23 protein-coding genes and 1 pseudogene are annotated in these 25,497 nt (G+C 28.5%); 15 read left to right on the top strand and 9 right to left on the bottom strand.

The window, feature by feature from the left end; genetic code table 11:
• Positions 1-45: 45 nt before the first annotated feature.
• Both dnaN and dnaA read right to left on the bottom strand, forming a co-directional pair.
• Positions 46-1,149, bottom strand: a complete 1,104-nt coding sequence (gene dnaN / locus M6G78_RS04135; protein ID WP_138269669.1) for a DNA polymerase III subunit beta — start codon at positions 1,147-1,149, stop codon at positions 46-48.
• 184 nt (positions 1,150-1,333) lie between these two features.
• The gene (dnaA, locus tag M6G78_RS04130) at positions 1,334-2,707 is read right to left on the bottom strand and encodes a chromosomal replication initiator protein DnaA (protein ID WP_138269670.1); all 1,374 of its coding nucleotides are present in this window, start codon (positions 2,705-2,707) and stop codon (positions 1,334-1,336) included.
• 647 nt (positions 2,708-3,354) lie between these two features.
• Between dnaA and M6G78_RS04125 the strand changes: the two genes are divergently transcribed.
• Positions 3,355-3,576 carry a hypothetical protein gene (locus M6G78_RS04125; RefSeq protein ID WP_253229682.1) on the top strand — a complete coding sequence of 74 codons (222 nt, stop codon included), beginning with the start codon at positions 3,355-3,357 and terminating at the stop codon, positions 3,574-3,576.
• Between the two features lie 69 nt (positions 3,577-3,645).
• Here the strand turns inward: M6G78_RS04125 and dcd are convergent, their stop codons facing one another.
• Positions 3,646-4,167, bottom strand: a complete 522-nt coding sequence (gene dcd / locus M6G78_RS04120; RefSeq protein ID WP_138268294.1) for a dCTP deaminase — start codon at positions 4,165-4,167, stop codon at positions 3,646-3,648.
• A 221-nt stretch (positions 4,168-4,388) separates the two neighbouring features.
• Here dcd and secA point away from each other — a divergent pair, with 221 nt between their 5' ends.
• Entirely contained in the window at positions 4,389-6,884 is a 2,496-nt protein-coding gene (secA, locus tag M6G78_RS04115; protein ID WP_253229681.1) for a preprotein translocase subunit SecA, read from the top strand.
• 23 nt (positions 6,885-6,907) lie between these two features.
• On the opposite strand, the gene M6G78_RS04110 is transcribed toward secA, so the two are convergent.
• Positions 6,908-7,366 carry an S-ribosylhomocysteine lyase gene (locus M6G78_RS04110; protein WP_253229680.1) on the bottom strand — a complete coding sequence of 153 codons (459 nt, stop codon included), beginning with the start codon at positions 7,364-7,366 and terminating at the stop codon, positions 6,908-6,910.
• A 210-nt stretch (positions 7,367-7,576) separates the two neighbouring features.
• On the opposite strand from M6G78_RS04110, the gene M6G78_RS04105 reads away from it, so the two are divergent.
• Positions 7,577-8,113 (top strand): TIGR00730 family Rossman fold protein, encoded by a 537-nt coding sequence (locus M6G78_RS04105; protein WP_253229679.1) that lies wholly within the window; start codon positions 7,577-7,579, stop codon positions 8,111-8,113.
• A gap of 20 nt (positions 8,114-8,133) precedes the next feature.
• A complete protein-coding gene (gene udp, locus M6G78_RS04100; protein WP_371922826.1) occupies positions 8,134-8,907 on the top strand; it encodes a uridine phosphorylase in 774 nt (257 codons plus the stop codon).
• Positions 8,908-8,928: 21 nt separating this feature from the next.
• On the opposite strand, the gene M6G78_RS04095 is transcribed toward udp, so the two are convergent.
• The 3 genes from M6G78_RS04095 to M6G78_RS04085 form a co-directional block, all read right to left on the bottom strand.
• Entirely contained in the window at positions 8,929-10,122 is a 1,194-nt protein-coding gene (locus M6G78_RS04095; RefSeq protein WP_253229678.1) for a hypothetical protein, read from the bottom strand.
• 101 nt (positions 10,123-10,223) lie between these two features.
• Positions 10,224-11,417 carry a deoxyguanosinetriphosphate triphosphohydrolase family protein gene (locus M6G78_RS04090; RefSeq protein ID WP_253229677.1) on the bottom strand — a complete coding sequence of 398 codons (1,194 nt, stop codon included), beginning with the start codon at positions 11,415-11,417 and terminating at the stop codon, positions 10,224-10,226.
• 54 nt (positions 11,418-11,471) lie between these two features.
• The gene (locus tag M6G78_RS04085; protein ID WP_253229676.1) at positions 11,472-12,641 is read right to left on the bottom strand and encodes a cation diffusion facilitator family transporter; all 1,170 of its coding nucleotides are present in this window, start codon (positions 12,639-12,641) and stop codon (positions 11,472-11,474) included.
• Between the two features lie 241 nt (positions 12,642-12,882).
• On the opposite strand from M6G78_RS04085, the gene pflA reads away from it, so the two are divergent.
• The 8 genes from pflA to M6G78_RS04045 all read left to right on the top strand — a co-directional run bounded on the left by pflA (position 12,883) and on the right by M6G78_RS04045 (position 19,551).
• Positions 12,883-13,584, top strand: a complete 702-nt coding sequence (pflA, locus tag M6G78_RS04080; RefSeq protein ID WP_138269525.1) for a pyruvate formate-lyase-activating protein — start codon at positions 12,883-12,885, stop codon at positions 13,582-13,584.
• 23 nt (positions 13,585-13,607) lie between these two features.
• Positions 13,608-15,836, top strand: a complete 2,229-nt coding sequence (pflB, locus tag M6G78_RS04075; protein ID WP_138269524.1) for a formate C-acetyltransferase — start codon at positions 13,608-13,610, stop codon at positions 15,834-15,836.
• Between the two features lie 283 nt (positions 15,837-16,119).
• A complete protein-coding gene (locus tag M6G78_RS04070) occupies positions 16,120-16,332 on the top strand; it encodes a FeoA family protein (RefSeq protein WP_347559333.1) in 213 nt (70 codons plus the stop codon).
• 35 nt (positions 16,333-16,367) lie between these two features.
• Positions 16,368-16,586, top strand: coding sequence for a FeoA family protein (locus M6G78_RS04065; protein ID WP_138269523.1), 219 nt, complete (start codon positions 16,368-16,370; stop codon positions 16,584-16,586).
• 42 nt (positions 16,587-16,628) lie between these two features.
• Positions 16,629-18,809 (top strand): ferrous iron transport protein B, encoded by a 2,181-nt coding sequence (gene feoB / locus M6G78_RS04060; protein WP_138269522.1) that lies wholly within the window; start codon positions 16,629-16,631, stop codon positions 18,807-18,809.
• A gap of 61 nt (positions 18,810-18,870) precedes the next feature.
• Positions 18,871-19,032, top strand: a complete 162-nt coding sequence (locus M6G78_RS04055) for a FeoB-associated Cys-rich membrane protein (protein ID WP_207734448.1) — start codon at positions 18,871-18,873, stop codon at positions 19,030-19,032.
• 11 nt (positions 19,033-19,043) lie between these two features.
• Positions 19,044-19,196 carry a hypothetical protein gene (locus tag M6G78_RS04050; RefSeq protein WP_171020662.1) on the top strand — a complete coding sequence of 51 codons (153 nt, stop codon included), beginning with the start codon at positions 19,044-19,046 and terminating at the stop codon, positions 19,194-19,196.
• A gap of 4 nt (positions 19,197-19,200) precedes the next feature.
• A complete protein-coding gene (locus tag M6G78_RS04045) occupies positions 19,201-19,551 on the top strand; it encodes a heavy-metal-associated domain-containing protein (protein ID WP_138269520.1) in 351 nt (116 codons plus the stop codon).
• 20 nt (positions 19,552-19,571) lie between these two features.
• Here the strand turns inward: M6G78_RS04045 and M6G78_RS04040 are convergent.
• Positions 19,572-20,719, bottom strand: a pseudogene (locus M6G78_RS04040) (iron-containing alcohol dehydrogenase family protein).
• A 4-nt stretch (positions 20,720-20,723) separates the two neighbouring features.
• Positions 20,724-21,359 (bottom strand): class II aldolase/adducin family protein, encoded by a 636-nt coding sequence (locus tag M6G78_RS04035; protein ID WP_138269517.1) that lies wholly within the window; start codon positions 21,357-21,359, stop codon positions 20,724-20,726.
• A 275-nt stretch (positions 21,360-21,634) separates the two neighbouring features.
• Here M6G78_RS04035 and M6G78_RS04030 point away from each other — a divergent pair, with 275 nt between their 5' ends.
• The 3 genes from M6G78_RS04030 to M6G78_RS04020 all read left to right on the top strand — a co-directional run bounded on the left by M6G78_RS04030 (position 21,635) and on the right by M6G78_RS04020 (position 25,150).
• The gene (locus M6G78_RS04030; RefSeq protein WP_138269516.1) at positions 21,635-23,635 is read left to right on the top strand and encodes a BglG family transcription antiterminator; all 2,001 of its coding nucleotides are present in this window, start codon (positions 21,635-21,637) and stop codon (positions 23,633-23,635) included.
• Positions 23,636-23,719: 84 nt separating this feature from the next.
• On the top strand, positions 23,720-24,133 hold the full coding sequence (locus tag M6G78_RS04025; RefSeq protein WP_138269515.1) for a cupin domain-containing protein: 414 nt from the start codon (positions 23,720-23,722) through the stop codon (positions 24,131-24,133).
• A 57-nt stretch (positions 24,134-24,190) separates the two neighbouring features.
• A complete protein-coding gene (locus M6G78_RS04020) occupies positions 24,191-25,150 on the top strand; it encodes a hypothetical protein (protein ID WP_253229675.1) in 960 nt (319 codons plus the stop codon).
• Positions 25,151-25,497 lie beyond the last annotated feature (347 nt).

Raw genomic sequence — 25,497 nt, 5'->3', positions numbered from 1 at the left:
TTTTTTCAAATACTTTTAACAAAAAAAGAACCAAAAAGGTTCTTTTTAAGAAAGTCTTACAGGCATTATTAGATAAGTATATTTCTTTGAATTTACCGGTTTTATCAAACAAGGACTGTTTGAAGAATTAAATTCAAGTATAACTTTTTCATCTTCAATAACTTTAAGAGCATCTATTATATATCTGCTGTTGAAAGATATATCAAGATCTTCTCCGCTTAAATTAATAGAAATATTTTCTTCTACATTACCAAAAGCAGATTTACTTGTAAGAAGTAAATTATTTTCGCTAAAATGCATTGTTATAAGATGAGCTCTTCCTTCATCTGAAATGATTGAAGCTCTTTCACAAGCTGACAATAATTCCATTCTGTTCATTTTAACAATTGTTTTGCTTTCTTTTGGAAGAAGATTTACATAATCAATAAATTGACCTTGTAATAAACTTGAAACAATTTGTGTTCTTCCAACACTTGCTATGAATTTTTTATCATTAATATTTAAGAATACATCATCTTCATAATTTGTAAGTATTTTATTAAGCTCGTTTAAAGTACTTGCAGGAACGACACATTTTATATTATTCATATATCTTTCCTTTGACTGTTCGCTTCTTATAGCCATTCTGAAGCCGTCTATTGCAACGAATTTAATATCTTCATCATTATTTTCTATAAGTATACCTGTTAAAATAGGTGAAACAGAATCAGAACTTGCACAAGCAAATGATGTTTCTTTAATCATGTTTCTTATTGTAGCGTTATCCATTTTTATAAAGTCATTTATATTATAAACTTCTTTATTTGGGAAAGTTCTGTAATCCATGGCAGAAATATTAAATTTAGAATTTAAACAAGTAAGTTTAATATTGTTATTTTCATCTGCATCTATTTCAACTTCTCCATTATCAAAGCTTCTTACTATATCACTTAGTATTCTTGAATTAATAAGTAATTTACCTTCTCTTATTACTTTTGCATCTATTATTGTAGATATTTGTATTTCTTTATTTGTAGCATATAGGGAAAGTACATCATCATAACTTTCAAGAAGTATTCCTTCTAAAGAGCCTACATTTCTAAGTGTTGTTGCTTTACTTACTGTTACAAGTGCTTTTAGAAATTCATTTCTGTCTACTTTTATATTCATGTTTTCATCCTTTCATGTTTAGTGGGACCTATCTATATAATATTTATTTTTTATTAAAAAGTAATAGTATTAGTAGTGTTGATAATGTTGATAACTTCATTTATCCTTTTTAATAAGCATTTTTTGACTGTTTTTTAATGTTAATAAATCAAAATATTTATAGGATAAGTCTATTAATAAGTTGTTATTTACTGTTTTTTATGCTTGATGTTATCTTATCTATTTCTTCTTGAAGTCCGCCGTTTGTTTTTAAATCTTCTTTTATTTTGTCATATCCGTGTATTACTGTTGAATGATCTCTTCCTCCGTAATATTCTCCTATTGTAGGTAGAGAGTTATCAGTAAGTTCTCTTGATAAGTACATACATATTTGTCTTGGATATGCTATATTTTTTGTTCTTCTTTTTGATAAAATATCATCTTTTGTTATATTGTAATATTCACAAACAACTTTTGTTATTAAATCAAGAGATATTTTTTTATCACTTATATCAATTATATCTTTTAATCCTTTTTTTACAAGGTCTAATGTTAAAGGTTTATTATAAAATTCGCTTAATGCCATTACCTTTAAAAGTACGCCTTCAAGTTCTCTTATGTTGGATTCAATATTTTCTGCTATATAATTAAGTATTTCGTTACTTACCTGATAGTTTTCTTCTTTAGCTTTCTTTCTTAAAATTGCAAGTCTTGTTTCAAAATCAGGCATTGATATGTCGCATATAAGTCCAAGAGAGAATCTTGAACGAAGTCTGTCTTCAAGATTATGTATTTCTTTAGGTGGTTTATCAGACGTAAGCACTATTTGTTTATTTGAACCTTGAAGTGCGTTAAATGTATGGAAAAATTCATTTTGTGTTTCGTTTTTTCCGGCAATAAATTGTATATCGTCTATTAAAAGTACATCTGCGTTTCTATATTTATTTCTAAATTGTACGTTTGTTTTATTTTGTATTGCATCTAAAAACTCATTTAAGAATTGTTCGCTTGATAGTAGCACTACTTTTTTTGTAGGGTCTTTTCTTAAAATATGTTGTGCTATTGCGTGCATTAAGTGAGTTTTACCAAGTCCAACTCCTCCATATATAAAAAGCGGATTGTATTTCTTAGCCGGAGCATCTGCAACCGCAACTGATGCTGCGTGAGCAAATCTGTTATTTGCACCTACAACAAAGGAATCAAATGTATATTTAGGATTAAGCTGAATATATGAAGTATTATATATGTTATATTCAACGTTTTTTTTATTTTCTTTTGTTGCCGCTATTTCTTTTAATGCTTCTTCTTTTGTATATACCATATCGTTTGAAGAAGCGACCACAAACTTAACTTTTATGTATCTTTGAGTATAGTATTTTAATGCGTTTTCAACCAGTACCGCATATTGCCCCTCAAGTAAAATTTTATTTCCCTCATCCGGTACTTGAAGATAGAAAGTATCATCTTCAAAGGCTAGGGGTGTAATGGATGATTCAAAGTATTCTTTGAATACAAAATCCGAAAGTTCATCTTCCAGATATTCTAGTGCGTTATTCCATAGTTCTTGTTCAAAAGACATTACAACCTCCAAAATAATATTGATATATAAATCAATCTAATTTTTTTTATTCTTTTTGACAAATTATTCACATATGAGTTATCAACATATAAACGAACGAAAAAAGCGTATTTTTAGGAAAAATGCAGAAAAAAAATAAGGCTTATCCATAAAACACCAACAAATTGTTAATAACTTTACAAAATATATGTAGATAAGTGGTCTTTTTACCTATTATAGCAAAAAAAAACAATTTATCAACAATTAAATTTTGAGTTATAAACAGGTGAAAAATACATAAAAAACACAATATATATTAAAAATTTTTATATATTTTTATGTATTTTGTGTTTTTTTATAAAAAAGGATAAAAAAATTTAAAAAAAATTTTATAAAGTCAATAATTTTATTTACATATTGTTTACAAAATATTTATCCATTAAAGATATTACTATTTTATATAATTTTTTATAATTTAATTAAAGTTTAAATTATAAAGAGAGATTAAAATGAGAGTTTATGATTTTGATAAGGTAATATATAAAGGTGATACCTGTTTAGATTTTTATTTATTTTGTATTAAAATGTATCCTGAATTAATATTTTATTTTTTTAAAATTATATTTTATAAGTTTTTATTTTTTATAAAAAAAATAAATAAAGAAACAATGAAAAAATATTTTTTCTCTTTTCTTTCTTATATAGATGATATTGATTTTTTAATTGAAATATTTTGGAATGAAAAAGATTATAAAATAAAAGAATTTTATTTAGAAGAAAGAAAAAAAGATGATGTAATAATTTCTGATTGTCCTTATTTTTTATTAAAGCCTGTATGTGAAAAAATGGGAATTAATAATATTATATCTTTAGATGTAAGAAAATTTTAAATAAAAATAACTCTTTAGGTAAAATAAAAGAATCTATCATTAAAAAAGGAATACCTTTGTATTCCTTTTTTACTTTTCAAAATCTTTAAACATAAGGCTTGGTTGTATTCCCGTATTATTTTGATATTTACCGCTTTTATATAATTCGTATTCTCCTTTAATATCATGGTAGTATATTTGGCATATTTCAACATTTGGATATATTTTAATAGGTTGGATACAAAATATTTCAAGAGTCCAATAACCGGAAAAACCAACATCACCAAATCCTGCCGTAACATGAATAAAAAGTCCCAATCGTCCGGTAGAAGAACGTCCTTCAAGCATAGGAACAAATTTATTGGTTTTGGTAAATTCATTTGTTCTTCCAAGATAAAGTTTATTTGGTTCAAGTATTAATCCTTCTTTTGGTATTATTATTTTATGCGCTTTATTTTCTTTTTTCATATCGAGAACGTAATTGTCATATACCAAAAGTTCGTTTGAAAGAGATAAATTATAGCTGTTTGGATTTAATTTATTTTTGTCAAAAGGTTCTATTATTATATCTTTTCCGATATTTTTTTCTATTTCTTTTCCCGATAAAATCATTGTTTTCCTCCCGATAGGATGTATAATGTATAATAATTATATTTTAAAGTCAGTATATCATATAAATGTTTTTTATCAATATGAATAATTTAATAATTAATGTTTTCATTAAAATAAGATACATAATTTATTAAAAATTACTTAAATTTTACATATTTCATGATATATTATGATACAATATAATTTACGAAAATCTTTTTATTAGAGAGGAATTGAAGATTATGGGATTACTTGGAGCGGTTGCAAAATCGTTGGATAATAAAGAAATAAAAAAACTTGAAAAAATTGCAGATAAAATAGATGCTTTGTCTGATGAATACAAATCTTTGAGTGATGAAGAACTTCAAAATAAAACAAATGAATTTAAAGATAGATTAAAAAACGGAGAAACTTTGGACGATTTGTTGGTTGAAGCTTTTGCCACAGTCAGAGAAGCATCGGACAGGGTTTTGGGACTTAGACATTTTAAAGTACAGTTAATTGGTGGTATTATTCTTCATCAAGGAAATATCGCTGAAATGAAAACAGGTGAAGGTAAAACTTTAATGGCTACTCTTCCCGCATACTTAAATGCTCTTGAAGGTAAAGGTGTACATATAGTAACCGTAAATGATTACCTTGCAAAAAGAGACAGCGAATGGAACGGTAAGATGTTTAATTATCTTGGAATGAGTGTGGGATTGATAGTACACGGACTTGACTTTGACGAAAAAAAAGCTGCATACAATGCAGATATAACTTATGGAACAAACAATGAATTCGGGTTTGATTATCTGAGAGACAATATGGTTAAAAGAATAGATGATACTGTTCAAAGAGAGCTTAATTATGCTATAGTGGACGAAGTCGACAGTATTCTTATAGATGAAGCCAGAACTCCTCTTATTATTTCAGGAAGCGGAAATGAAAGTACAAGAAGATATTATGATGCTAATTCATTTATCAAAACATTAAAACCTGAGGATTATGCGGTTGATGAAAAAGATAAAACTTGTAACTTAACTGAATCAGGTATAGCAAAAGCAGAAAGAGCTTTTAATATAGAAAACCTTTCTGATATAAATAATATGGAATTACAACATCACCTTAACCAAGCATTAAGAGCAAACACTTTAATGTTTAAAGACAGAGACTATGTTGTAAGAGACGGTGAAGTTTTAATTGTAGATGAATTTACGGGAAGAATAATGGAAGGAAGAAGATATTCTGAAGGTTTACATCAAGCAATTGAAGCAAAAGAAGGAGTTAAAGTTGAAAGAGAAAGCGTAACTTTAGCTACAATAACATTCCAAAACTACTTTAGAATGTTTAATAAACTTGCAGGTATGACAGGTACTGCTAAGACAGAAGAAGAAGAATTTAAAGAAATATACAATATGAATGTATATCCTGTTCCTACAAATAAACCTCTTATAAGAGTTGATATGAAAGATGCAATCTTTACTACAAAGAAGGGTAAAGATAAAGCAATTATAAGAGAAATTAAAACTAGACACGAAAAAGGACAACCTGTGTTGGTTGGTACGATAGCAATAGAAGACAGTGAAAGAATAAGTAAACTTCTTAAAAAAGAAGGAATTAAGCATAACGTACTTAATGCCAAGTATCATGAAAAGGAAGCAGAAATAATCGCAGATGCAGGACAAATGGGTGCTGTAACAATATCTACAAACATGGCAGGTAGAGGTACCGATATTGTTTTAGGAGAAGGTGTAAAAGAGCTTGGCGGGCTTCATATATTAGGTACTGAAAGACATGAAAGTAGAAGAATTGACAATCAGCTTCGTGGTAGAGCAGGTAGACAAGGAGACCCCGGTTCTTCTCAATTCTTTATTTCTCTTGAAGATGATTTAATGAGATTATTTGGCGGAGAAAGAATACAAAACTTTGCAAGCAGAACAAGTCTTGAAGAAGATGAAGCTTTGGAAAGTAAAATGCTTACAAAGACAATTGAAAATGCTCAAAAACAAATCGAAGGTAAGAACTTCGGTATAAGAAAATATGTTCTTCAATATGATGACGTAATGAACAAACAAAGAGAAGTTATTTATGCTCAAAGAAAGAAAGTATTAAAGGGCGAAGATGTTTCAAGTGCAATTCATGAAATGATAGATTATGTTATAGAAAATATTGTTGATGCTTATACAACAAATGAAAGCTATAATGATAATTGGGATTTTGATAAAATCAAGGAAAATATATTTACAACTTTCGATTTAAATATTGATATTGATGAAAGCATAACGGATACTGATGAACTTAAAAATATTATAAGTGACGGCGTTTATGCATTATATAAATATAAAGAAGAAAACGAATTTTCAACTGAAGAATTAAGAGAGCTTGAAAGACTTGTATTATTAAAAGTAGTTGATTCAAATTGGATGGAACATATTGATAATATGGATCAATTAAAACAAGGTATCAACTTAAGAGCTTACGGACAAATCGACCCGGTTCAGGCATATACAAAAGAAGGTTTTGCAATGTTTGAAGAAATGAACGAAGTAATTAAGGAAGATACGGTAAAATATTTATTCCATATGAAAAAAGTTGAAGAAATAGTAAACGAAGCTCCTAAAGAAATGTTTACAAACAGTCCTGACAAACCCGCAAAGAAAAAACCTGTTGTAAATAAAAACAAAATAGGAAGAAATGATCCTTGTCCATGTGGTTCGAAAAAGAAATATAAAAAATGCTGTGGAAGAAACAAATAAAAAAGACACCTTTTGGTGTCTTTTTAGTTTTTATAGTAAATATCATCTTCAGTTAAATCTTTTATAACTTCTCTATATTTTTTTAATTCTGTTTTTGCTTCATTAAGATCAAGTTCTTTATAATTTCCGCATTCCACAGCGCTTTTACCGGGAACTTCTCCTTCATACTCACATAAATTATTTACTGTTTCTTTTATTATTTCCACTACTTGTTTATGTGTTAAGCCTAAAGTTAAAAGATAAAATCCTGTTCTACATCCCATAGGTCCAAAATAAATAATATTATCGCTGTAAGAAGAGTTTCTTAAGCATGTTGCACAAAGATGCTCTATTGTATGAAGTGCTACATTTGAAAGAAAAGGAGGTGTATTTGGTTTTATAAATCTTAAATCGTATGTTATAACTCCCCTGTCTTTTCTTGATAAATATATACCCGGTTCAAGTACGTTATGGTCTACCATAAAACTTGCTATTTTTTCCATTTTATTTCCTCCGAAAAATTTAATATATAAATATAATAACATATAATATAAAAATAAACACTTATAAAGAAACTTTGTTTTTATATGTTTGGTTAAAGAGTTTGTGCATTTAAATTCTTATATTTATATTTTTTATATATTTTTATTAAAAACTTAATATAAACGTAAATAAATCTATTATATATTATATAATTAATTTGAGGTGGTAATATGAATATATGTATTTACGGTTCTTATTCAAAAAATTTAGATAAAGAAATGATAGAAGTTTCAAAACAAATAGGAAAAACTCTTGCAAAAAGAGGACATGATTTAATTTTCGGCGGTGGGAAAAACGGTCTTTTAGGTGGACTTGCAAAGGAAGTAAATGATAGTAATGGCAAGACAATAGGAATAATTTTAGACGATTCTGACATGGAAACATTTGTATATAAAGATTGCACTACATTAATTTCAAAGGAAAATATGAGTGTTAGAAAACTTTATATGGAAAGTAATTGTGACGGATTTATTATTCTTCCCGGAGGAATAGGAACTCTTGATGAATTTTTTGAAGTTCTTGTACTTAAAAATAAAGGAATTATAAATAAACCAATCGCTGTTTTTAACTATAATAATTTTTTTGACGATATGTTTTCATTTATGAAAAAAATGTCAGGTGAAAATATGATGAATGATAAAGTTTTTGATTTATTTTTTGTAACTGATAATATAGATGATATGTTTAATTATTTGGAAAATTATTAATAAGAGAGGATATGGATATGATTGATTATGCTGAAGGTAGCGGAAAACAATACCATATAGGTGTAAAAAAGGGAGAAGTAGGAAAATATGTTCTTCTTCCAGGAGATCCTAAAAGATGTAAGGAAATAGCAAAGTATTTTGATAATCCAAAACTTATTGCCGATTCAAGAGAATTTGTTACTTATACAGGAGAGATTGACGGAGTAAAAGTTTCCGTTACTTCAACAGGTATAGGTGGTCCTTCTGCGGCAATAGCAATGGAAGAATTAAAGGTATGTGGAGCGGATACTTTTATAAGAGTTGGAACATGTGGAGGAATGGATCTTGATGTAAAAGGTGGAGATATGGTTATTGCAAGCGGAGCAATAAGATTTGAAGGAACATCAAAGGAATATGCGCCGATTGAATATCCTGCAGTTGCTGATTTTGAAATAATAACGGCGCTTAAGAATGCATCGGACAAACTTGATATAAACAGTCATGTCGGCGTAGTTCAAAGTAAAGATTCTTTTTACGGTCAACATAGACCGGAAACTCTTCCTAATAAAGATGAACTTTTATCAAAATGGAATGCATGGTGTAAGCTTGGTTGTAAAGCCAGCGAAATGGAAAGTGCGGCTCTTTTTATAGTTGCAAGTTATTTAAAAGTAAGATGCGGAGCCTGTTTTTTGGCAATAGCAAATCAAGAAAGAGAAAAAGCGGGACTTAGCAATATTCAAGTTCATGATACAGATGAAGTTATAAAAGTTGCTATTGAAGCAATAAGAGAACTTATAAAAAATGATAATAAATAAGCAGTACATTATGTACTGCTTTTATTTTTGTACCGTAAAATATTTATATCCAAAAATACTTTCTTTGTTACATATATTTATTTTATCGTTTATTTTTGTATTTTCATAAATTTCTTCATTTACTGATACATCTTGTGTTTTTCCATTTAATATTACTGTAAAATAATAACTATCATCATAAGATGATGAACTCATGTATTTTTCTAATACTGTTACTTGTTCATAAGTAGGTTCGCTAAATGTAAGTATATAATTTAGTGGTGATACTGTACAAAAAGAAATTACAACTATAAACAGAAAAACAGTTATTTTTTTCCATATTATTGTTTTAATTTTTTTTAATATTGTTGTTATTAAAAAAGGTATAAGAATAATAATGGAGTAAATTAATGTATGTATAAACAATATATTACTATTGTCATTTATAGTTTCGCTTTGCCACATAACCATAAAAATACATATTAGAACTCCTATAAAAGGAAAAGGAATTGTATACGATTCTGCTTTTTTAGGTATTTCACTAACCATTTTAGGATAATAGTATAAATAAAGTATATAGTATATAATTAAGCTTAAAATTGATATTATTATATTTATTTTTGATGTAAGAAAAAAAGATATTATTAGGCATATTATTATAACTATATTAAATACTTTAACAAAATGTTGTTCTTTTTTTATTTGGTTTATTTTAAAATTTTTTTTAATATATTCTATTTCAAATTTATTATTGTCTTCATAACTGTTTTTTATTTTTTGAAAAATATTACCGTCTTTTTTTGAATCAAATTTACTTATTTTTATTTTCTTTTCTTTAAAAAACTTTATTACATCTTTATATCCTGCCATATTATTTTCTATGGATACGATTTTTTTATCATTTTTATATATTATTAGTTTTTTATCTCCCATTTTATTAAGAATTTGAACAGATGATATTTCACTATATTCATATTTTTTTGTTTTTCCTAATGTTTTCGTATAGGTAAAATAATTATCATATAAGATAAGTTTTCTTCTTAAATATGATATTACTAAGTAAATTGAAAGAAATAAAAAACTTCCCAAAGCAATTAAACAAAATATAAATGTCATAATGTCATTATCTAATATTGATGAAACTAAAGAAATAATAGAAATAATAAAAAAAAATATTCCTGATATAATACCTAATATTAATACAAATTTGGATTCTTTTACTATTGCTCTTTTCATATCTTTCCCTCTTTATAATATTATATCAAATATATATATTTATAAATCTTACAATTATATTAAATATTATATAAAAAGCAAGAGTTTTTATCCTCTTGCTTTTATTCAAAATAATCTATATATTTAACTTTATATTTGCTTTTCGGGAAAAGATATTCATGTAAATCTATAAAATAGTCATCCGTCATGCTTGCTATAAAATCTACTACTATATCGTTCGGGTCTGTGTCGTTATATTTAAACTTACTAAAATTTTCTACGTATTTAATATGATGTCTATATATAAGTGAATTTGTATTTTTATTTTTAAGGTCTTTTAAAAATTTATTATAAATACCAAATAACATTGGTTTTATGTTTTTTTCGTAATCTTTGGTTACTTTACTGTCTTCATATATTAGTTTGTAGTTTTCTTTTTTACCCCATTTTAGTGCTTCATAAACTTCTTTATCCATTTGAAGATAGTTTTTACCGTAACTATTTTGTATTATGTTTACGGATAAATTATTTATAATTTCAGAATTTGTATTTCCCATTTTATTTTTCTTAAAAATTCTTTCATCTTCTAGAATATGAAGTCTTTGAGCATCTTGCCTGTCTTTTCCAAGATAAGCAATAATATCGCTTACTCTTACAACGCAGCCTTCCAAAGTTGATGGTAGAAGAGATGATATATATTTTTCATCAATGTAGCATTTATTTGTTTTTTCATCGAATTCTTTAAATCCATTAAGTGTGCAGGGTTTGTATTTTTTCTGTTCAAGTTCTCCGTTATGGCAAAGAACACCGTCAAGAACCTGTAAAGATATGTTCTGGTTTGATAGTTTATCAAGTACTCTTACACTATGCACGTTATGGTTAAAATATCTTCCGGTATTTTCGTGATATATTTCACTTAATATTCTTTCTCCTCCATGTCCGAAAGGTGTATGTCCTATATCGTGGGCAAGTGCTATTGCTTCTATAAGGTCTATGTTTAGGTTTAGTACTTTTCCTATATTTCTTGCAATTCTTGAAACAAGCTGAACATGAAAAGCTCTTCTTGATATATCGTCATTTTTATATAATGAAAATACCTGGGTTTTGTCTGAATAACGGTTGTAGTAAGGTATATGCATTGTCTTTTCTATATCTCTTACAAATGCAGGTCTCCAAATAGTTGCTTTATCTTTATTCATGTCCCTTCTTAATATATTTTCATCCTTAAAAGCATATGGATTGATTTTGTTTTCTTTTCTGTCGTTTATTATTTGTTTTTGTAGTTCATCAGAAAGTTTTAAATAATTAGTATTCATATAAACCTCCTTTTATTAAATAAAACCCTCTATAAAAATTATAGAGGGATATTTTTAAACATATGTAATTTCTACTTTGACAACTGCAAAGCAATTTTTAAAATTATTTTTTACCAAACCTTTTATTTTTGTTTCAACTTCTTTATCTGTCATTTTATACTTTGGCGGTATAACCGCGTCAAAAATAACATTAGTATGAGTATTTCCTTTTACTATTCTAAAATCGTGTATTGTAATTATTTCATCTATTTCTTTTTTGATAAGCTTAGTAATTTTGCTCTTCATTTCCATTACTTCTTCATTGTCTGTGTCGATAGGGTCTAAATGGATTACAGCTTCACAGTTTAATTTTTCGTTAAGTTCTATCTCTGCTCTGTCTATTGCATCATGAAGAATAAAAATATCTCCGTTTCCAGGTACTTCGGCATGAAGAGAAATCATAAGTCTTCCAGGGCCATAGTCATGAACAACAAGGTCATGTATTCCTACAATTTCATCGTAGCTTAAAACAATTTTTTCTATTGAATCAACAAGAGATTTTTCCGGAATTTGACCAAGAAGAGGGCTTAATGTTTCTTTTGCCGCATCATATCCCGCATAAAGAATAAATCCTGCAACGAGCAAACCTGCATATGCGTCTATGTTTACTCCCGTAAATTTTGCTATTAACATTGATATTAAAACAACCGATGTTGCTATACAGTCGCTTTTACTGTCTGTTGCTGTGGCTTTCATTCCAGCTGATTCTATTTTATCTCCGATTTTACTGTTGTATAAAGACATATATAATTTTACAAGTATTGAAACTATTAAAATTATAAATGAAACAACAGTTGTATCTATACTTTCAGGATGAAAAATTTTATCAATTGATGATTTTAAAAGCTCGGCTCCCATCAGTATAATCATTACAGAAACAGCAAATCCGGAAATATACTCTACTCTTCCGTGTCCAAATGGGTGTTCAATGTCTGGTTTCATTCCCGCAAATTTAAAACCTATAAGAGTGATTACCGAAGAACCTGCATCAGAAAGGTTGTTAAAAGCATCTGCCGTTATTGCTATTGAGCCGCTTATTATGCCCGCAAAATATTTTATTGCAAACAAAAAAATGTTTAGTAATATTCCTACTATACTACATAACATTCCATAAGCTCTTCTTACATTTTCATTTTTTACATTTTTATAATCTTTAATAAATTTCTTTGATAAATAACTAACCATGATATTCCTCTATCTTTTTATTTATGCATATGTTACAATATTTGTAGACCTTTTATATTATATAATAAATTTAAAAATTTATCAATTCGAGAAAAAAATGTTAGCAATAACTAACATTTTATAGTATAATAATCTAAACAAGATATTTGTTTGATTAACAATACTTATAAGGAGGAGATAATAAAAGGTTAAATAATTAATAAAAGAAAAATAAAAAATGCTTAATTTCTAAGGAGGCAAAATGGGAAAAATACACTCTATCGAGTCTATGGGACTTGTGGACGGACCGGGTATAAGAACCGTAGTTTTTTTACAAGGTTGCAATTTAAGATGCCAATATTGTCATAATCCGGATACTTGGGATTTATGTGCAGGTGAAGAAATGACGGTAGATGAAGTTATAAATAAAATAAAGCGTTTTAAACCTTATTTTAAAAATAACGGGGGAGTTACTTTTTCCGGAGGGGAACCTTTAATGCAGCCGGAATTTTTGCTTGAACTTTTAAAAAAATGTAAAGAAAATGATATTCATACTTGCATTGATACCGCAGGGTATGGTAAGGGTGATTATGACGAAATACTTAAATATACAGATTTAATTCTTTATGATATAAAACATGAAGATTATGAAAAATATAATGAAATAACAAGAAGAAAACAAGATGAAACTTTAAAGTTTATTAAAAAAGTACAAGAAAACAATATACCAATATGGATAAGGCACGTTGTTGTGCCTGGGCTTACAGATAGTGAAGAACATATGAAAGCTTTAAAAGGGTATATTGATACAATAAAAAATGTTGAAAAAGTTGAACTTCTTCCTTTCCATCAGCTTGGAAGGGAAAAGTATAAGGTCATGGGTATTGATTATCCCCTAGAGGATACAGAACCTATGGAAAAAGATGTGGTTGAAAAATATCAAAAGATATTTTTTAATAAATAAATTTAAGTCAAGGGAGGAATTATATGACTAATCCATGGTATGATTTTAAAAGCGGTGTTTGGGAAAAAGAAATAAACGTAAGAGATTTTATTCAAAGAAACTACACTGCTTATGAAGGAGATGACTCTTTCTTAGAAGGAACAACTGAAAAAACAGATAAAGTTTGGGCAAAAGCTCATGACTTAATCGTTGAGGAAATTAAAAAAGGTATAATTGATGTTGAAGTAGATACCGTATCCGGTATTGAAAATTTTAAACCTGGCTATATAGATAAAGACAATGAAGTTATTGTTGGACTTCAAACAGATGCTCCATTAAAAAGAATTGTAAATCTTTATGGTGGAATGAGAATGGCAACTTCTGCCCTTGAACAATATGGATATAAACTAAACGAAGATATTGAAAAACATTTTAAAGAATACAGAAAAACACACAATGACGGCGTTTTTGATGCTTATCCAAAAAGAACAAGACTTGCAAGAACAGCAGGGCTTTTAACTGGACTTCCTGATGCATACGGAAGAGGAAGAATAATAGGGGACTACAGAAGAGTTGCTCTTTACGGTGTGGACAAGCTTATTGAAGAAAAACAAATGGACCTTGAAAACTTAGATGGTCCAATGAGTGAAGATAGAATAAGACTTAGAGAAGAAGTAAGCGAACAAATCAGAAACTTAGGCAGACTTAAAAATATGGCTATGTCTTACGGCATAGATATTTCAAAACCTGCAACAAATGCAAAAGAAGCCGTACAAGCTTTATACTTCGGTTACCTTGCCGGTATTAAAGAAAATAACGGTGCAGCTACTTCTCTTGGAAGAACTTCTACATTCCTTGATATTTACATTGAAAGAGATTTAAAAAACAATGTAATAACAGAAAAAGAAGCTCAAGAATTAATTGACCAATTCATAATTAAATTAAGACTTGTAAGACACCTTAGAACTCCTGAATATAATGAATTATTCGGCGGAGACCCTACATGGGTAACAGAATCAATAGGTGGTATGGGTATTAACGGAAAAACATTGGTTACAAAAAACTCATTCCGTTACTTACATACTCTAACAAACTTAGGAACTGCTCCTGAACCAAACTTAACAGTACTTTGGAGTGAACATTTACCTGAAAACTTTAAAAAATACTGTGCAAAAATGAGTATTGACACAGACTCTATTCAATATGAAAATGACGATGTAATGAGACCAATTTATGGTGATGATTACGGTATTGCATGTTGTGTATCAGCAATGGCAATAGGTAAACAAATGCAATTCTTCGGAGCAAGAGCAAATGTTGCAAAATCACTTTTATATGCAATCAACGGTGGGGTTGATGAATTAAAAGGAATTAAAGTAGTTCCAGGAATTGAACCTATCAAAGATGAAGTTCTTGATTTTGACAAAGTAATGGAAAACTACAAAAAAGTTCTTTCATATGTTGCTGAACTATATGTAGATACATTAAACATCATTCACTATATGCATGATAAATATGCTTATGAAGCAGTTCAAATGGCTCTTCATGATACAGATGTTGAAAGAATTACTGCATTTGGTATTGCCGGACTTTCTGTTGCTGCCGACTCACTTTCTGCAATTAAATTTGCAAAAGTAAAACCAATCAGAAACGAAAACGGAGTTGCAGTTGATTTCGAAATTGAAGGAGATTTCCCTAAATACGGAAATGATGATGACAGAGTAGATTTACTTGCAGTAGATGCTGTAACATACTTCTTCAAACAACTTAAAAAACATCATATCTACAGAGATGCAATTCATACTCTTTCTGCTCTTACTATTACAAGTAACGTTATGTATGGTAAGAAAACAGGTAGTACACCTGATGGAAGAAAAGTTGGTGAACCTTTAGCTCCTGGTGCAAACCCAATGCACGGAAGAGATATTAACGGGGCTCTTGCTTCACTTAACTCTGTTGCAAAAATTCCATACAGAAATGTATGCCAAGACGGTATCTCAAATACATTCTCAATTGTACCTGATGCACTTGGAAAATCAAAAGATCAAAGAATTGAAAATCTTGTAAATATTTTAGATGGTTACTTCTATCAAGGAGCACATCACTTAAACGTTAATGTTATGAACAGAGAAGTTCTTATTGATGCAATGGATCATCCTGAAAAATATCCAACTCTTACAATCAGAGTTTCAGGATATGCCGTTAACTTCAACAGACTATCAAAAGAACAACAACTTGAAGTTATCAAGAGAACTTTCCATGAAAGTATTTAATTAAAAATTTTAGACAGGTAGAAATACCTGTCTTTTTTATTATTAATGAAAATTTTACAATTATTTCCATTATATTATTTGTTTTTCTTTATTGGTTTTTTAAGATTAGTTATTTATTCCCTTTATTTTAGCAGTTTTATAAATAAAAAATTCCAAATTTTACTTGACTTATTTTTCAAGTTAGCATATACTAACTTTAGTAAGATGTAAGCGATAGCTAACAATATTGAAAATATAAATGAAAACTTACAATAACTTTATTCATAATAAGAGAGGATGGTAAATGATGCCTTTAAATTTGGTAAACATAGGAAGTGTTGAAACAATTAAAAGGGTAAGCGGTAATGAAGAAACCAAGAGATTTTTAGAAAACTTAGGTTTTGTTAACGGAAGTGAAATTACTGTTATATCCATGATTGGAGGAAATGTAATAGTAAATATTAAAGATTCTAGAGTTGCAATTAACAAAGATATGGCCAAACATATAATGGTTTAGTGTTTTAAATATAAAACTTATGAAGGGAGATAAAAATGACTTTAGGAGATGCAAAAGTAGGAAGTAGTGTTACTGTTGTAAAAATCGAAGGAGACAGTGCTTATAAAAGGCGTATCATGGATATGGGAATAACTAAAGGAAGCGAACTTTATATCAGAAAAGTGGCTCCTCTCGGAGATCCCGTTGAAATTACGGTAAGGGGTTATGAGCTTTCCGTAAGAAAAGAAGACGCCAAATGTGTACAGGTAAAGTAGTTTAAAACAATCTAAAACAATCAATTTCTAGGAGGTAAAATAATGGCAATCAAAATTGCACTTGCCGGAAACCCCAACTGCGGTAAAACGACAATGTTCAACTCTTTAACCGGTGCCAATCAATATGTTGGTAACTGGCCTGGGGTTACGGTGGAAAAAAAAGAAGGTAAATTAAAATCAAAAAAGAAGGAAGATATAATAATTACCGACCTTCCAGGTATCTATTCTCTTTCACCTTATACGTTAGAGGAAGTTGTGAGCCGTGATTATATTTTAAAGGAAAATCCCGATGTAATAATCGATCTTGTGGATGCAACAAATATAGAAAGAAACTTGTATTTGACGACACAGTTAATCGAAACCGGTGTACCTGTTGTAATTGCTTTAAATATGGCAGATTTAATAGAAAAAAGAGGAATGTCTATAGACACAGAAAGGTTATCTATGCTTATGGGCTGCCCTGTAATCGAAACATCTGCTCTTAAAGGAACAGGACTTGATAAACTTGTTAACGAAGCAATAAAAGTTGCACAGAAAAATGAAGTTAAACGACCAAATGAAATATTCTCAAAAGAACTGGAAAGTGCAATTAAAGAAATTGAAGGCATAATTCCAAATTCTATAAGTGAAGATAAGAAAAGATGGTACAGTGTAAAACTTCTTGAAAATGACAGTAAAGTTATGGAAAACATACATATTTCTTCCGAAGGGAAAAAAGTTTTGGAAGAAAAAAGAAAAAGCATAGAAGAAAAACACGATGACGATATGGAAAGCATCGTAACGGATGAAAGATATAAATATATTCAAAAAATCGTTAAGACAACCGTTAAAAAGGGTAAGGAAAAATTAACGGTGTCGGATAAAATAGATAAAATTGTTACTAATCGTATTTTAGGTATTCCAATTTTTATTGCGGTAATGTTTGTTGTTTATTATATATCCGTTACTACCATAGGTACTTTTGTTACCGACTGGACAAACGATACTTTTGTGGGTGCAATTCAAGGATGGGCAGAAACATTCTTAACAAATATAGGTGCATCTGATTTGATTAACAGTCTTGTTGTTAATGGGATAATCGGCGGGGTAGGTGCTGTTCTTGGTTTCGTACCTCAAATGGCAATATTATTCCTGTTTTTATCAATTCTCGAAGACTGCGGATACATGGTTCGTATAGCCTTTGTTATGGACAGAGTGTTCAGACATTTTGGTTTATCGGGAAAAAGCTTTATTCCACTTTTAATATCATCAGGATGTGGTATTCCTGGTATTATGGCTTCAAAAACCATTGAACAGGATAATGACAGAAGACTTACTATTATGACTGCTACATTTATTCCATGCGGTGCAAAATTACCTGTTATTGCATTAATGGGCGGTGTTATGGCAAGTTATGCAACAGGAAGTTATGAAGCAGGCGGATTTGTTGCTCCTTTGATGTACTTTCTTGGAATAGTTGCGGTTCTTGTTTCTGCAATTATGCTTAAAAAGACAAAACCTTTCTCAGGAAAACCGGCTCCGTTTGTTATGGAACTGCCTCAATATCATATTCCGCAAGTAAAAACAGTGTTACTTCATGTTTGGGAAAGATTAAAAGGATTTATAATAAAAGCCGGAACAATTTTGTTCCTTGCTTGTGTTGTTATGTGGTTCCTAGGCGGATTTGGATTTGTTGACGGAAGTTTTACGATGGTTGAAAGTAAGGACAGTCTTCTTGCCGTTATCGGAGGTGCAATAGCTCCTTTGTTTGCTCCATTGGGATTTGGTGAATGGCAACCGGTTGCAGCGTCACTTTCAGGTTTTACGGCTAAAGAAGCGATTGTTTCTACAATGGGTGTGCTTGCAAGTGTTGCGGAAAGTGCAAGTGAAGATCCAATTACCGTAGCACAAGCCGTACAGACTTGGTTCCCATCAACGCTTGCCGCATTCTCTTTCTTATTGTTTAATATGCTTGACTCTCCATGTTTGGCGGCAATAGCAACAATGGCACAACAAATGCAATCAAGAAAATGGTTCTGGTTTGCTATTTTATTCCAAAACGTATTTGCATATGTTGTTTGCTTATGTGTATATCAAATAGGTTCATTTATACTGGGTGGTCCTTTTACGGTTCTTACTTTAATAGCTTTTGTACTTGCAGCTTTAATATTATTCCAATTACTAAGACCTGACCCATACAAAAATCAAAAAGTATATGCAAAAAGATCTGTACAAGGAGCATAATATATTTTATTTAAGTCAGGTATAAATATATGCCTGACTTTTTATTAAGGAGGAAATAAAAATGATTGATATTATAATAATAGCTTTAATTATTGGATATAGTGCTTTTGTTTTATATAACCACTTTAAAAAGAAAAAAAATGGTGGTTGTGTATGTAGCTGCAGTGGCTGCAGCGGATGTAGTTCTTGTTCTAATTCTTCTTTTGAAAATATTTATAAATAAAGAGGTTTTAAATGGGTAATTCTACAGCTTCAATGTTTTGGTTTTTTCTTTTGGTTATAGTCATTTATATAGTAGGTATGAGTTTATATCAATTATATATGTTTATAAAAAAGAAAAAACAAGATAAAAAAGATAGGCAGTTCGTAAATAATAATAAGAGGTGATATTTTGATTGATATAATAATATTAATTCTTGTTGTTTGTTTATTGATTTTTGCAGTAAAAGGAACAATAAAACATTTTAAGGGAGAAAGTTCCTGTTGTACAGGTTCTTCAAAGACTGTTATAAATCCTCAAAAGAAACTTGAAAATCCTGTTATTGGAACAGAGACAATAAAAATTTCAGGTATGCACTGCAAGAATTGTGAAAAAAGTATTCAAATAGAATTAAATAAAATAGATGGCTTGGTTTCTCATGCTGATTATGAAGAAGGATTTGTAAAAATTTCTTATGATAGGGAAATTGATAAAGAAGAAATTTACAAAGCTATTAGAAAAGCTGGCTTTGAAATAAAATAAAAAACTCCATTAGGAGTTTTTTATTTTAATGATTGATAAATTTTTTCAATTGTGTTTTCGTCAATTTCTTCCATAGTAAGTCCTGTGCATCCATGTATTTTTGCATCGGGAACCATAGCTTTTATTTTTTCATCTGTTAAGTTAAAGTCTTTTAATGTTCCGTCTATTCCAAGTTCATCAAATAAAGTCTTTATTTTTTTGATTAATGCTTTTGAAGCACAGCTTTCATCTTCTGCTTTAAAGTTTGAATCTATATATTTCATTAATATTTCAAGTTGTTCATGGCATGTTTTTCCGACGATTTCAATTGTAGGTATTTGAATTACTCCACATGCAAGTCCATGAGGAACATTACAATGTCCTGATAAAGGACATCCCATACCATGAGGAAGTGTTCCGCAGCAATGGCTCATTGCAATACCTGCAAGCATTGAGGCAAATGCTACTTCATTTCTTGCTTTTTATCGTTATCCAAACATTTTGGAAGATATTCAAAAATAATTCTTATTGCTTCTCTTGCCATTAATTCTGTAAGAGAGTTATATAGCTTACCTGTTAAGGATTCTATCGCATGAGATAAAACATCAAGTCCTGTTGATATTGTTAAATTTCTTGGTAATTCATAAGATACTTCAGGGTCGATTAATGAATATACCGGGTAAATTTTTGATGATGTTATTGAGTCTTTTCTTTTTGTATTTTCATCTGTAATAACCGCAAATTGAGAAACTTCCGAACCGGTTCCAAAAGTTGTAGGAATTGCTATTATTGGAAGAGTTTCTTTAATTTCAAGTTTATCTTCTCCTTTTCCATCAAGATATAAATCTATTGGATTATTATCTTTAATTACAACGCTTGTTGCTTTTGCTGTATCTATTGAACTTCCGCCTCCTAAAGCAATGAGACCGTCACAGTCATTATCTTTACAAAACTTTGTACATTTTGATATTGTTTCTATATTTGGGTTAGCTATGACATCACTAAATACTGCTGCATTTGGTAATTTTTCTTTTAGCTCTTGACCATATTTTGAAGATATTAGAAAACTATCTGTTACGATACAAGGTTTTTTTATACCTAAAGCATTTACGCATTCTAAAATACCTTTTCTTACTCCACATCCAAAACGAACATCTGTAGGAAGTAAGAAGTTAAAATCTCTTAGCATTTTTTTATTCTCCTTTACAAGATTTATTTAAGTTAATTGCTTCTTCTTCAGGAATATAATCATCAAATCCGGCAAGAACACAGTAATAAGCAGCTTCTGCTCCTTCTTCCGTATATATTGCACATGTCATGGCTGCATCAATATCTTTACCTGTTGCAAGTAAACCGTGATTTTTGATTATTACTACATCGCTTCTGTCTCCCAATGTTTCTACAACGCAGTCAGCTAATTCTTGTGTGCCTGCCATATAAAATGGTGCTGCAATGTTAATAGGATAATACATACAAGCAGGAAGAGTTGCTCTTGGAAGACTACCGTCTCTCATTGACATAATAGTTGCAAATTTAGAATGTGTATGCACAACTGCATTAACATCGTCTCTATTCTTATATACTCCTGCGTGCATCATTGCTTCTATAGAAGGTTTGTATTCTCCTTCTATCCAGTTTCCGTCTAAATCACATATTGCAATGTCTTCAGGTTTCATTGTTTCGTATTCTCTTCCACTTGGTGTAATTGCAAAAACATTGTTTTCTTTATCTCTAACGGAAATATTTCCGCTTGTTCCATGAATAAGTCCAAGTTTATTTGATTTTAAAGATGCCTCCAATACTTCTTTTCTTATTTTTTCGTAATTCATAGTTTATCCTCCTAAGTATAATATTTAATAGGATTATATTTTTTAAGAAAGTAAGTTACAAATACAAGCTTTCCTAATTTAACGGAAAGAAAAATAAAAAAATATTATAAAATAAGTATATTAGTATTTATTTTAAAAAAAATAAATTATAATAAATAATTTTTATATTTGATAACAAAAAGAAATATAAATTTTCCTTTGGAAGCAGAAAAAAATTAATTGTTAATGAATATTATATAATGTAAAATTAATTAAAATTATTAAGGAGAGTATCAATGAACGTTAAATACAATGAATCGAGGCAGCTAACGATACTGAGAATTTTAAATGAAAAGAAAGACTGGATTACGGGAAAAGCATTATCAGAAAAACTCGGTGTCAGTGATAGAACAATAAGAAACGATATAAGTATAATAAATTATGATATTGAACCTTATTCTGCAAATATTATTTCAGAAAGAGGGAAAGGGTATAAGCTTGAATGTAATGACAATGAATTATTGATAAGTATGCTTTCAAAAAAAGATTCATTTCAAAATAACAATGAAAAAAGACTTTATGATATTTTCCTTTATTTGTTGTTAAATTCAAAATCAATTTTACTTGATGATTTGGAAGATTTATTTTATATAAGCAGGAGTACTCTTGAAAATGATATAAAAAGAATCAAGGCTTTGCTTTCAAATGTTCATCCTCCTGTAATGCTTATAAGAGAAAAAAATCATATACAAATTGCAGGACTTGAAATTTCAATAAGATTTTTAATAAATGAAATTTTAATGATGAACTATAACAGCAAAAAAAATGAACTTGAATTTTCAGGGGAAATTTTTAGTAATGAAGAATATATAGATATAAATAATAAGATAAAGGATATTTTGCTTAAAAATAAACTAATATTAAATGATCAAAACATCGCAGATATAACTTTATATTTATATACAGCAAAGATAAGGATACAAAATAATAATACTTTTGTTGGAATGGTTGATTCTAAATTTAATGTTGAAAACAACATTGAAAATATTGCTAAAATAATGTTTTATGAAATAATAGATTATGATAAACTTTCTAACGAAATACAAGAAGAGGAGATAAAGCAGCTTGCAGTAAAACTTTCTTTCTTTAATATTTGTCATATTTTAGAAGAAAATGATACTGAACAGATAAATAAATTACCAAAAGAAATAACAAGAATAGTTGATTTATTGATAGAAAGTATCCAAGATGATTATAATTTAAACTTGAAAAATGATGAAGAATTATATATGGGGTTAATATTCCATATTAGATCATTAATAAATAGAATAAAATACCATCAATTATCTGAAAATCCAATTTTGGAAACAATAAAAAAACAATATCCTTTTATATTTGAGCTTTCTTTAAATATATATAAAATATTTAAGAATACCTTAAATGTTGAATTATCTGAAAGTGAAGTGAGTTATGTTGCAGCACATCTTGCGGCTGCAATTGAAAGACTTAGACTTGATAATTCGCCAAACAAAAAAAATATAGCGATCATTTCTCATTATGTAAAAAGCTATTCTGATTTACTTTCTTGTCAGGTTAAAAATCTTTGTTCAAATGATTATAATATAATAGGGCCTTATCCTACATTTAAGTTAAATGATATTTTAAAAGAAGATCCTATTTTAATATTAACTACTTGTGATTTGGATAAAAATGAAATAAGAGATACACAAGTCCCTATTTTAAAGATTTCAATAGAATTTCCTTATGAAGAACAAATAAAAATTCTTCAGACAATAAGTGAAATAAAGAAGAACAGTATATATAATCGTATTCCAAATAAATTTTTGGATAATTTCAGTGAAAAAGTATTTTTCCCTAAACTTAATTTAACAAAAAAGGAAGATGTTCTTGCTTTAATGGCAAACTCAATGCTCTTAAATGATTTTGTTACAAACGATTATTTTAAAGAAGTTCTAGAAAGGGAGGAATTATCTTCAACTCTTATTAATAATATGATAGCAATACCTCATCCAATTCATTTTTACGGGAAACAGAATGTTATTGGAATTGCAATAATGGATGAACCTATATCTTGGGGAGCAGGAAAAGCTCAGCTGATTTTTATGCTTTCAATAAAAAGGGAAGAAAAGAATCAAATAAGAGAGTTTTTCAAATTTATTGAATGCTTTATGAATGATATGGATAATGTAAATATTTTAATTAAATCTAATAATTATAAAGATTTTATAAATAATATTAAATATATAATTTCAAATAAAGAAAAAAACAGTCATTAAGATTGTTTTTTCTTTTTTTATATTGACTTTGAGTAGACTCCAGGGTTTAGTATAAATATATAAAAAGACTTTTGGAGGTATAAAATGAATTTTGATGAAATAAATGTATTTGGAAAAGGTGAACCAAATGTAAACTTTGCAAAATATTTTAAGGGAGAAAGTTTTTTAAATCCTTTAACTGATCCAAGTTGTGGACTATTTTTGGCAAATGTAACTTTTGAGCCGGGATGTAGAAATAACTGGCATATTCATCATGCAGATAAAGGAGGCGGACAAATTCTTGTTTGTACTGCAGGATATGGCTGGTATCAAGAAGAAGGCAAAGAAGCTGTCGAATTAAAACCGGGAGTTGTTATTACAATTCCTGCAAATGTTAAACACTGGCATGGAGCAAAAAAAGATTCTTGGTTTTCTCATATTTCCATAGAAGTTCCGGGAGAAAGTACTTCAAACGAATGGCTTGAAGAAGTAGATGATAAAACATATAATAATTTATAAAATATAAATTCCCTTTATATGATATAATAATTATATATTGTATGAGGGGTTTTTATTATGAATATTTTAAGAAAAGTTTTAGGAATATTCCTTATTGTCATTTCTGTTCTTGGTTTAATTACTTTAGGACTTCTTGTTTTAAATGGTGTTCTTGATTATTATTATTTTAATTATTTAATGCCTTATAAAATGATGTTATTTCTTTTTTTCTGTTTTTTACTTTTTATTGGTCTTTTTATACTTGGTATATTTCTTGTAAAAAAGAAATATATTAAAAAAGAAAAAACATTAAAAAATACTAATATTAATGATGAAAAAAAGAATAACGCATATAATCAAGAAAGGTATGATGAAAGTTATTTAGGTGAATATAGTTATATTAAGGATTTTTCAATTTGGAAATACAGCGATGATTCTTCTTCTTTATATAAAAAATATAATCTTTTGTATGTATTTATAATGATAATTGTATTTGTTGTTGTAATTTGTGCAGGCAGTATTTTGCTTATCAATTCACCATACAAAAAATGGCTTTCTTTATTATTTGTGATAATTATAACATTATGTTTAACATTAGGTGCAAGAATAATAGGTATAAGATCAAAATCAATGCTTATTACCTTTGCTTATGACAGAGTAAATAAAAGACTATATATGTTTGATTATGATATGGCTAACTTTAGATATAATACAAATGCACCAAAACCTGTTTTTGGTAGTCCGTCACGTTCTATCCTCTATTATATTACAAATACATTACAGAATAGTAAAACCATAGATTATATTGATGATAACAAGATAATAGAAAAAATAATTCAAAGCGGGAAAATGTTCCCTTATAGTGAAGAATTAGTATCTGTAAAAAACTTAAAAATAAATTCAAATAGAGTTAAATTTAAAGGATTATTTAGAATGGGAAAAGAAGAGGGTTTTAACAGAACCGTTATAATACCCACTTCCTATGAAAATTTTGAAGAACTTTTAAATATATTAAAAACAATGGAAATGTATAATTAAAATCAGGTATTAAACCTGATTTTTTTATAAAAAATAAAAAATATCATTGACAATTAAATTTATACATGATATTATCTATATAAAGTTAGCAGTAACTAACATTCTTATCAAATCCTTGAATATTGATTTAATACTATATAATAGCTAACTATATTTTTATCTTTATCGGATAAAAAAATATTTTTAAAGTACGAATGACGTATTTCCCAGGTAATACTTAATGTTTAACTATCCCTATATTTGTTTGTTTGTTTTAAAGTTAATTAAGTAACCCATTTTATGAATTTTATGTCATATACTTTAAAAAAAAGAGGTTTTAAACCTCTTTTTTTATAGTTTAATATCTT

The sequence above is a fragment of the Anaerofustis sp. NSJ-163 genome (assembly GCF_024135845.1).
In the GTDB taxonomy this organism is placed as follows: Bacteria; Bacillota; Clostridia; order Eubacteriales; family Anaerofustaceae; genus Anaerofustis; species Anaerofustis butyriciformans.
The sequence above is the reverse complement of the archived record's forward strand: the minus strand, read 5'-3'. Positions and strand labels throughout refer to the sequence as shown.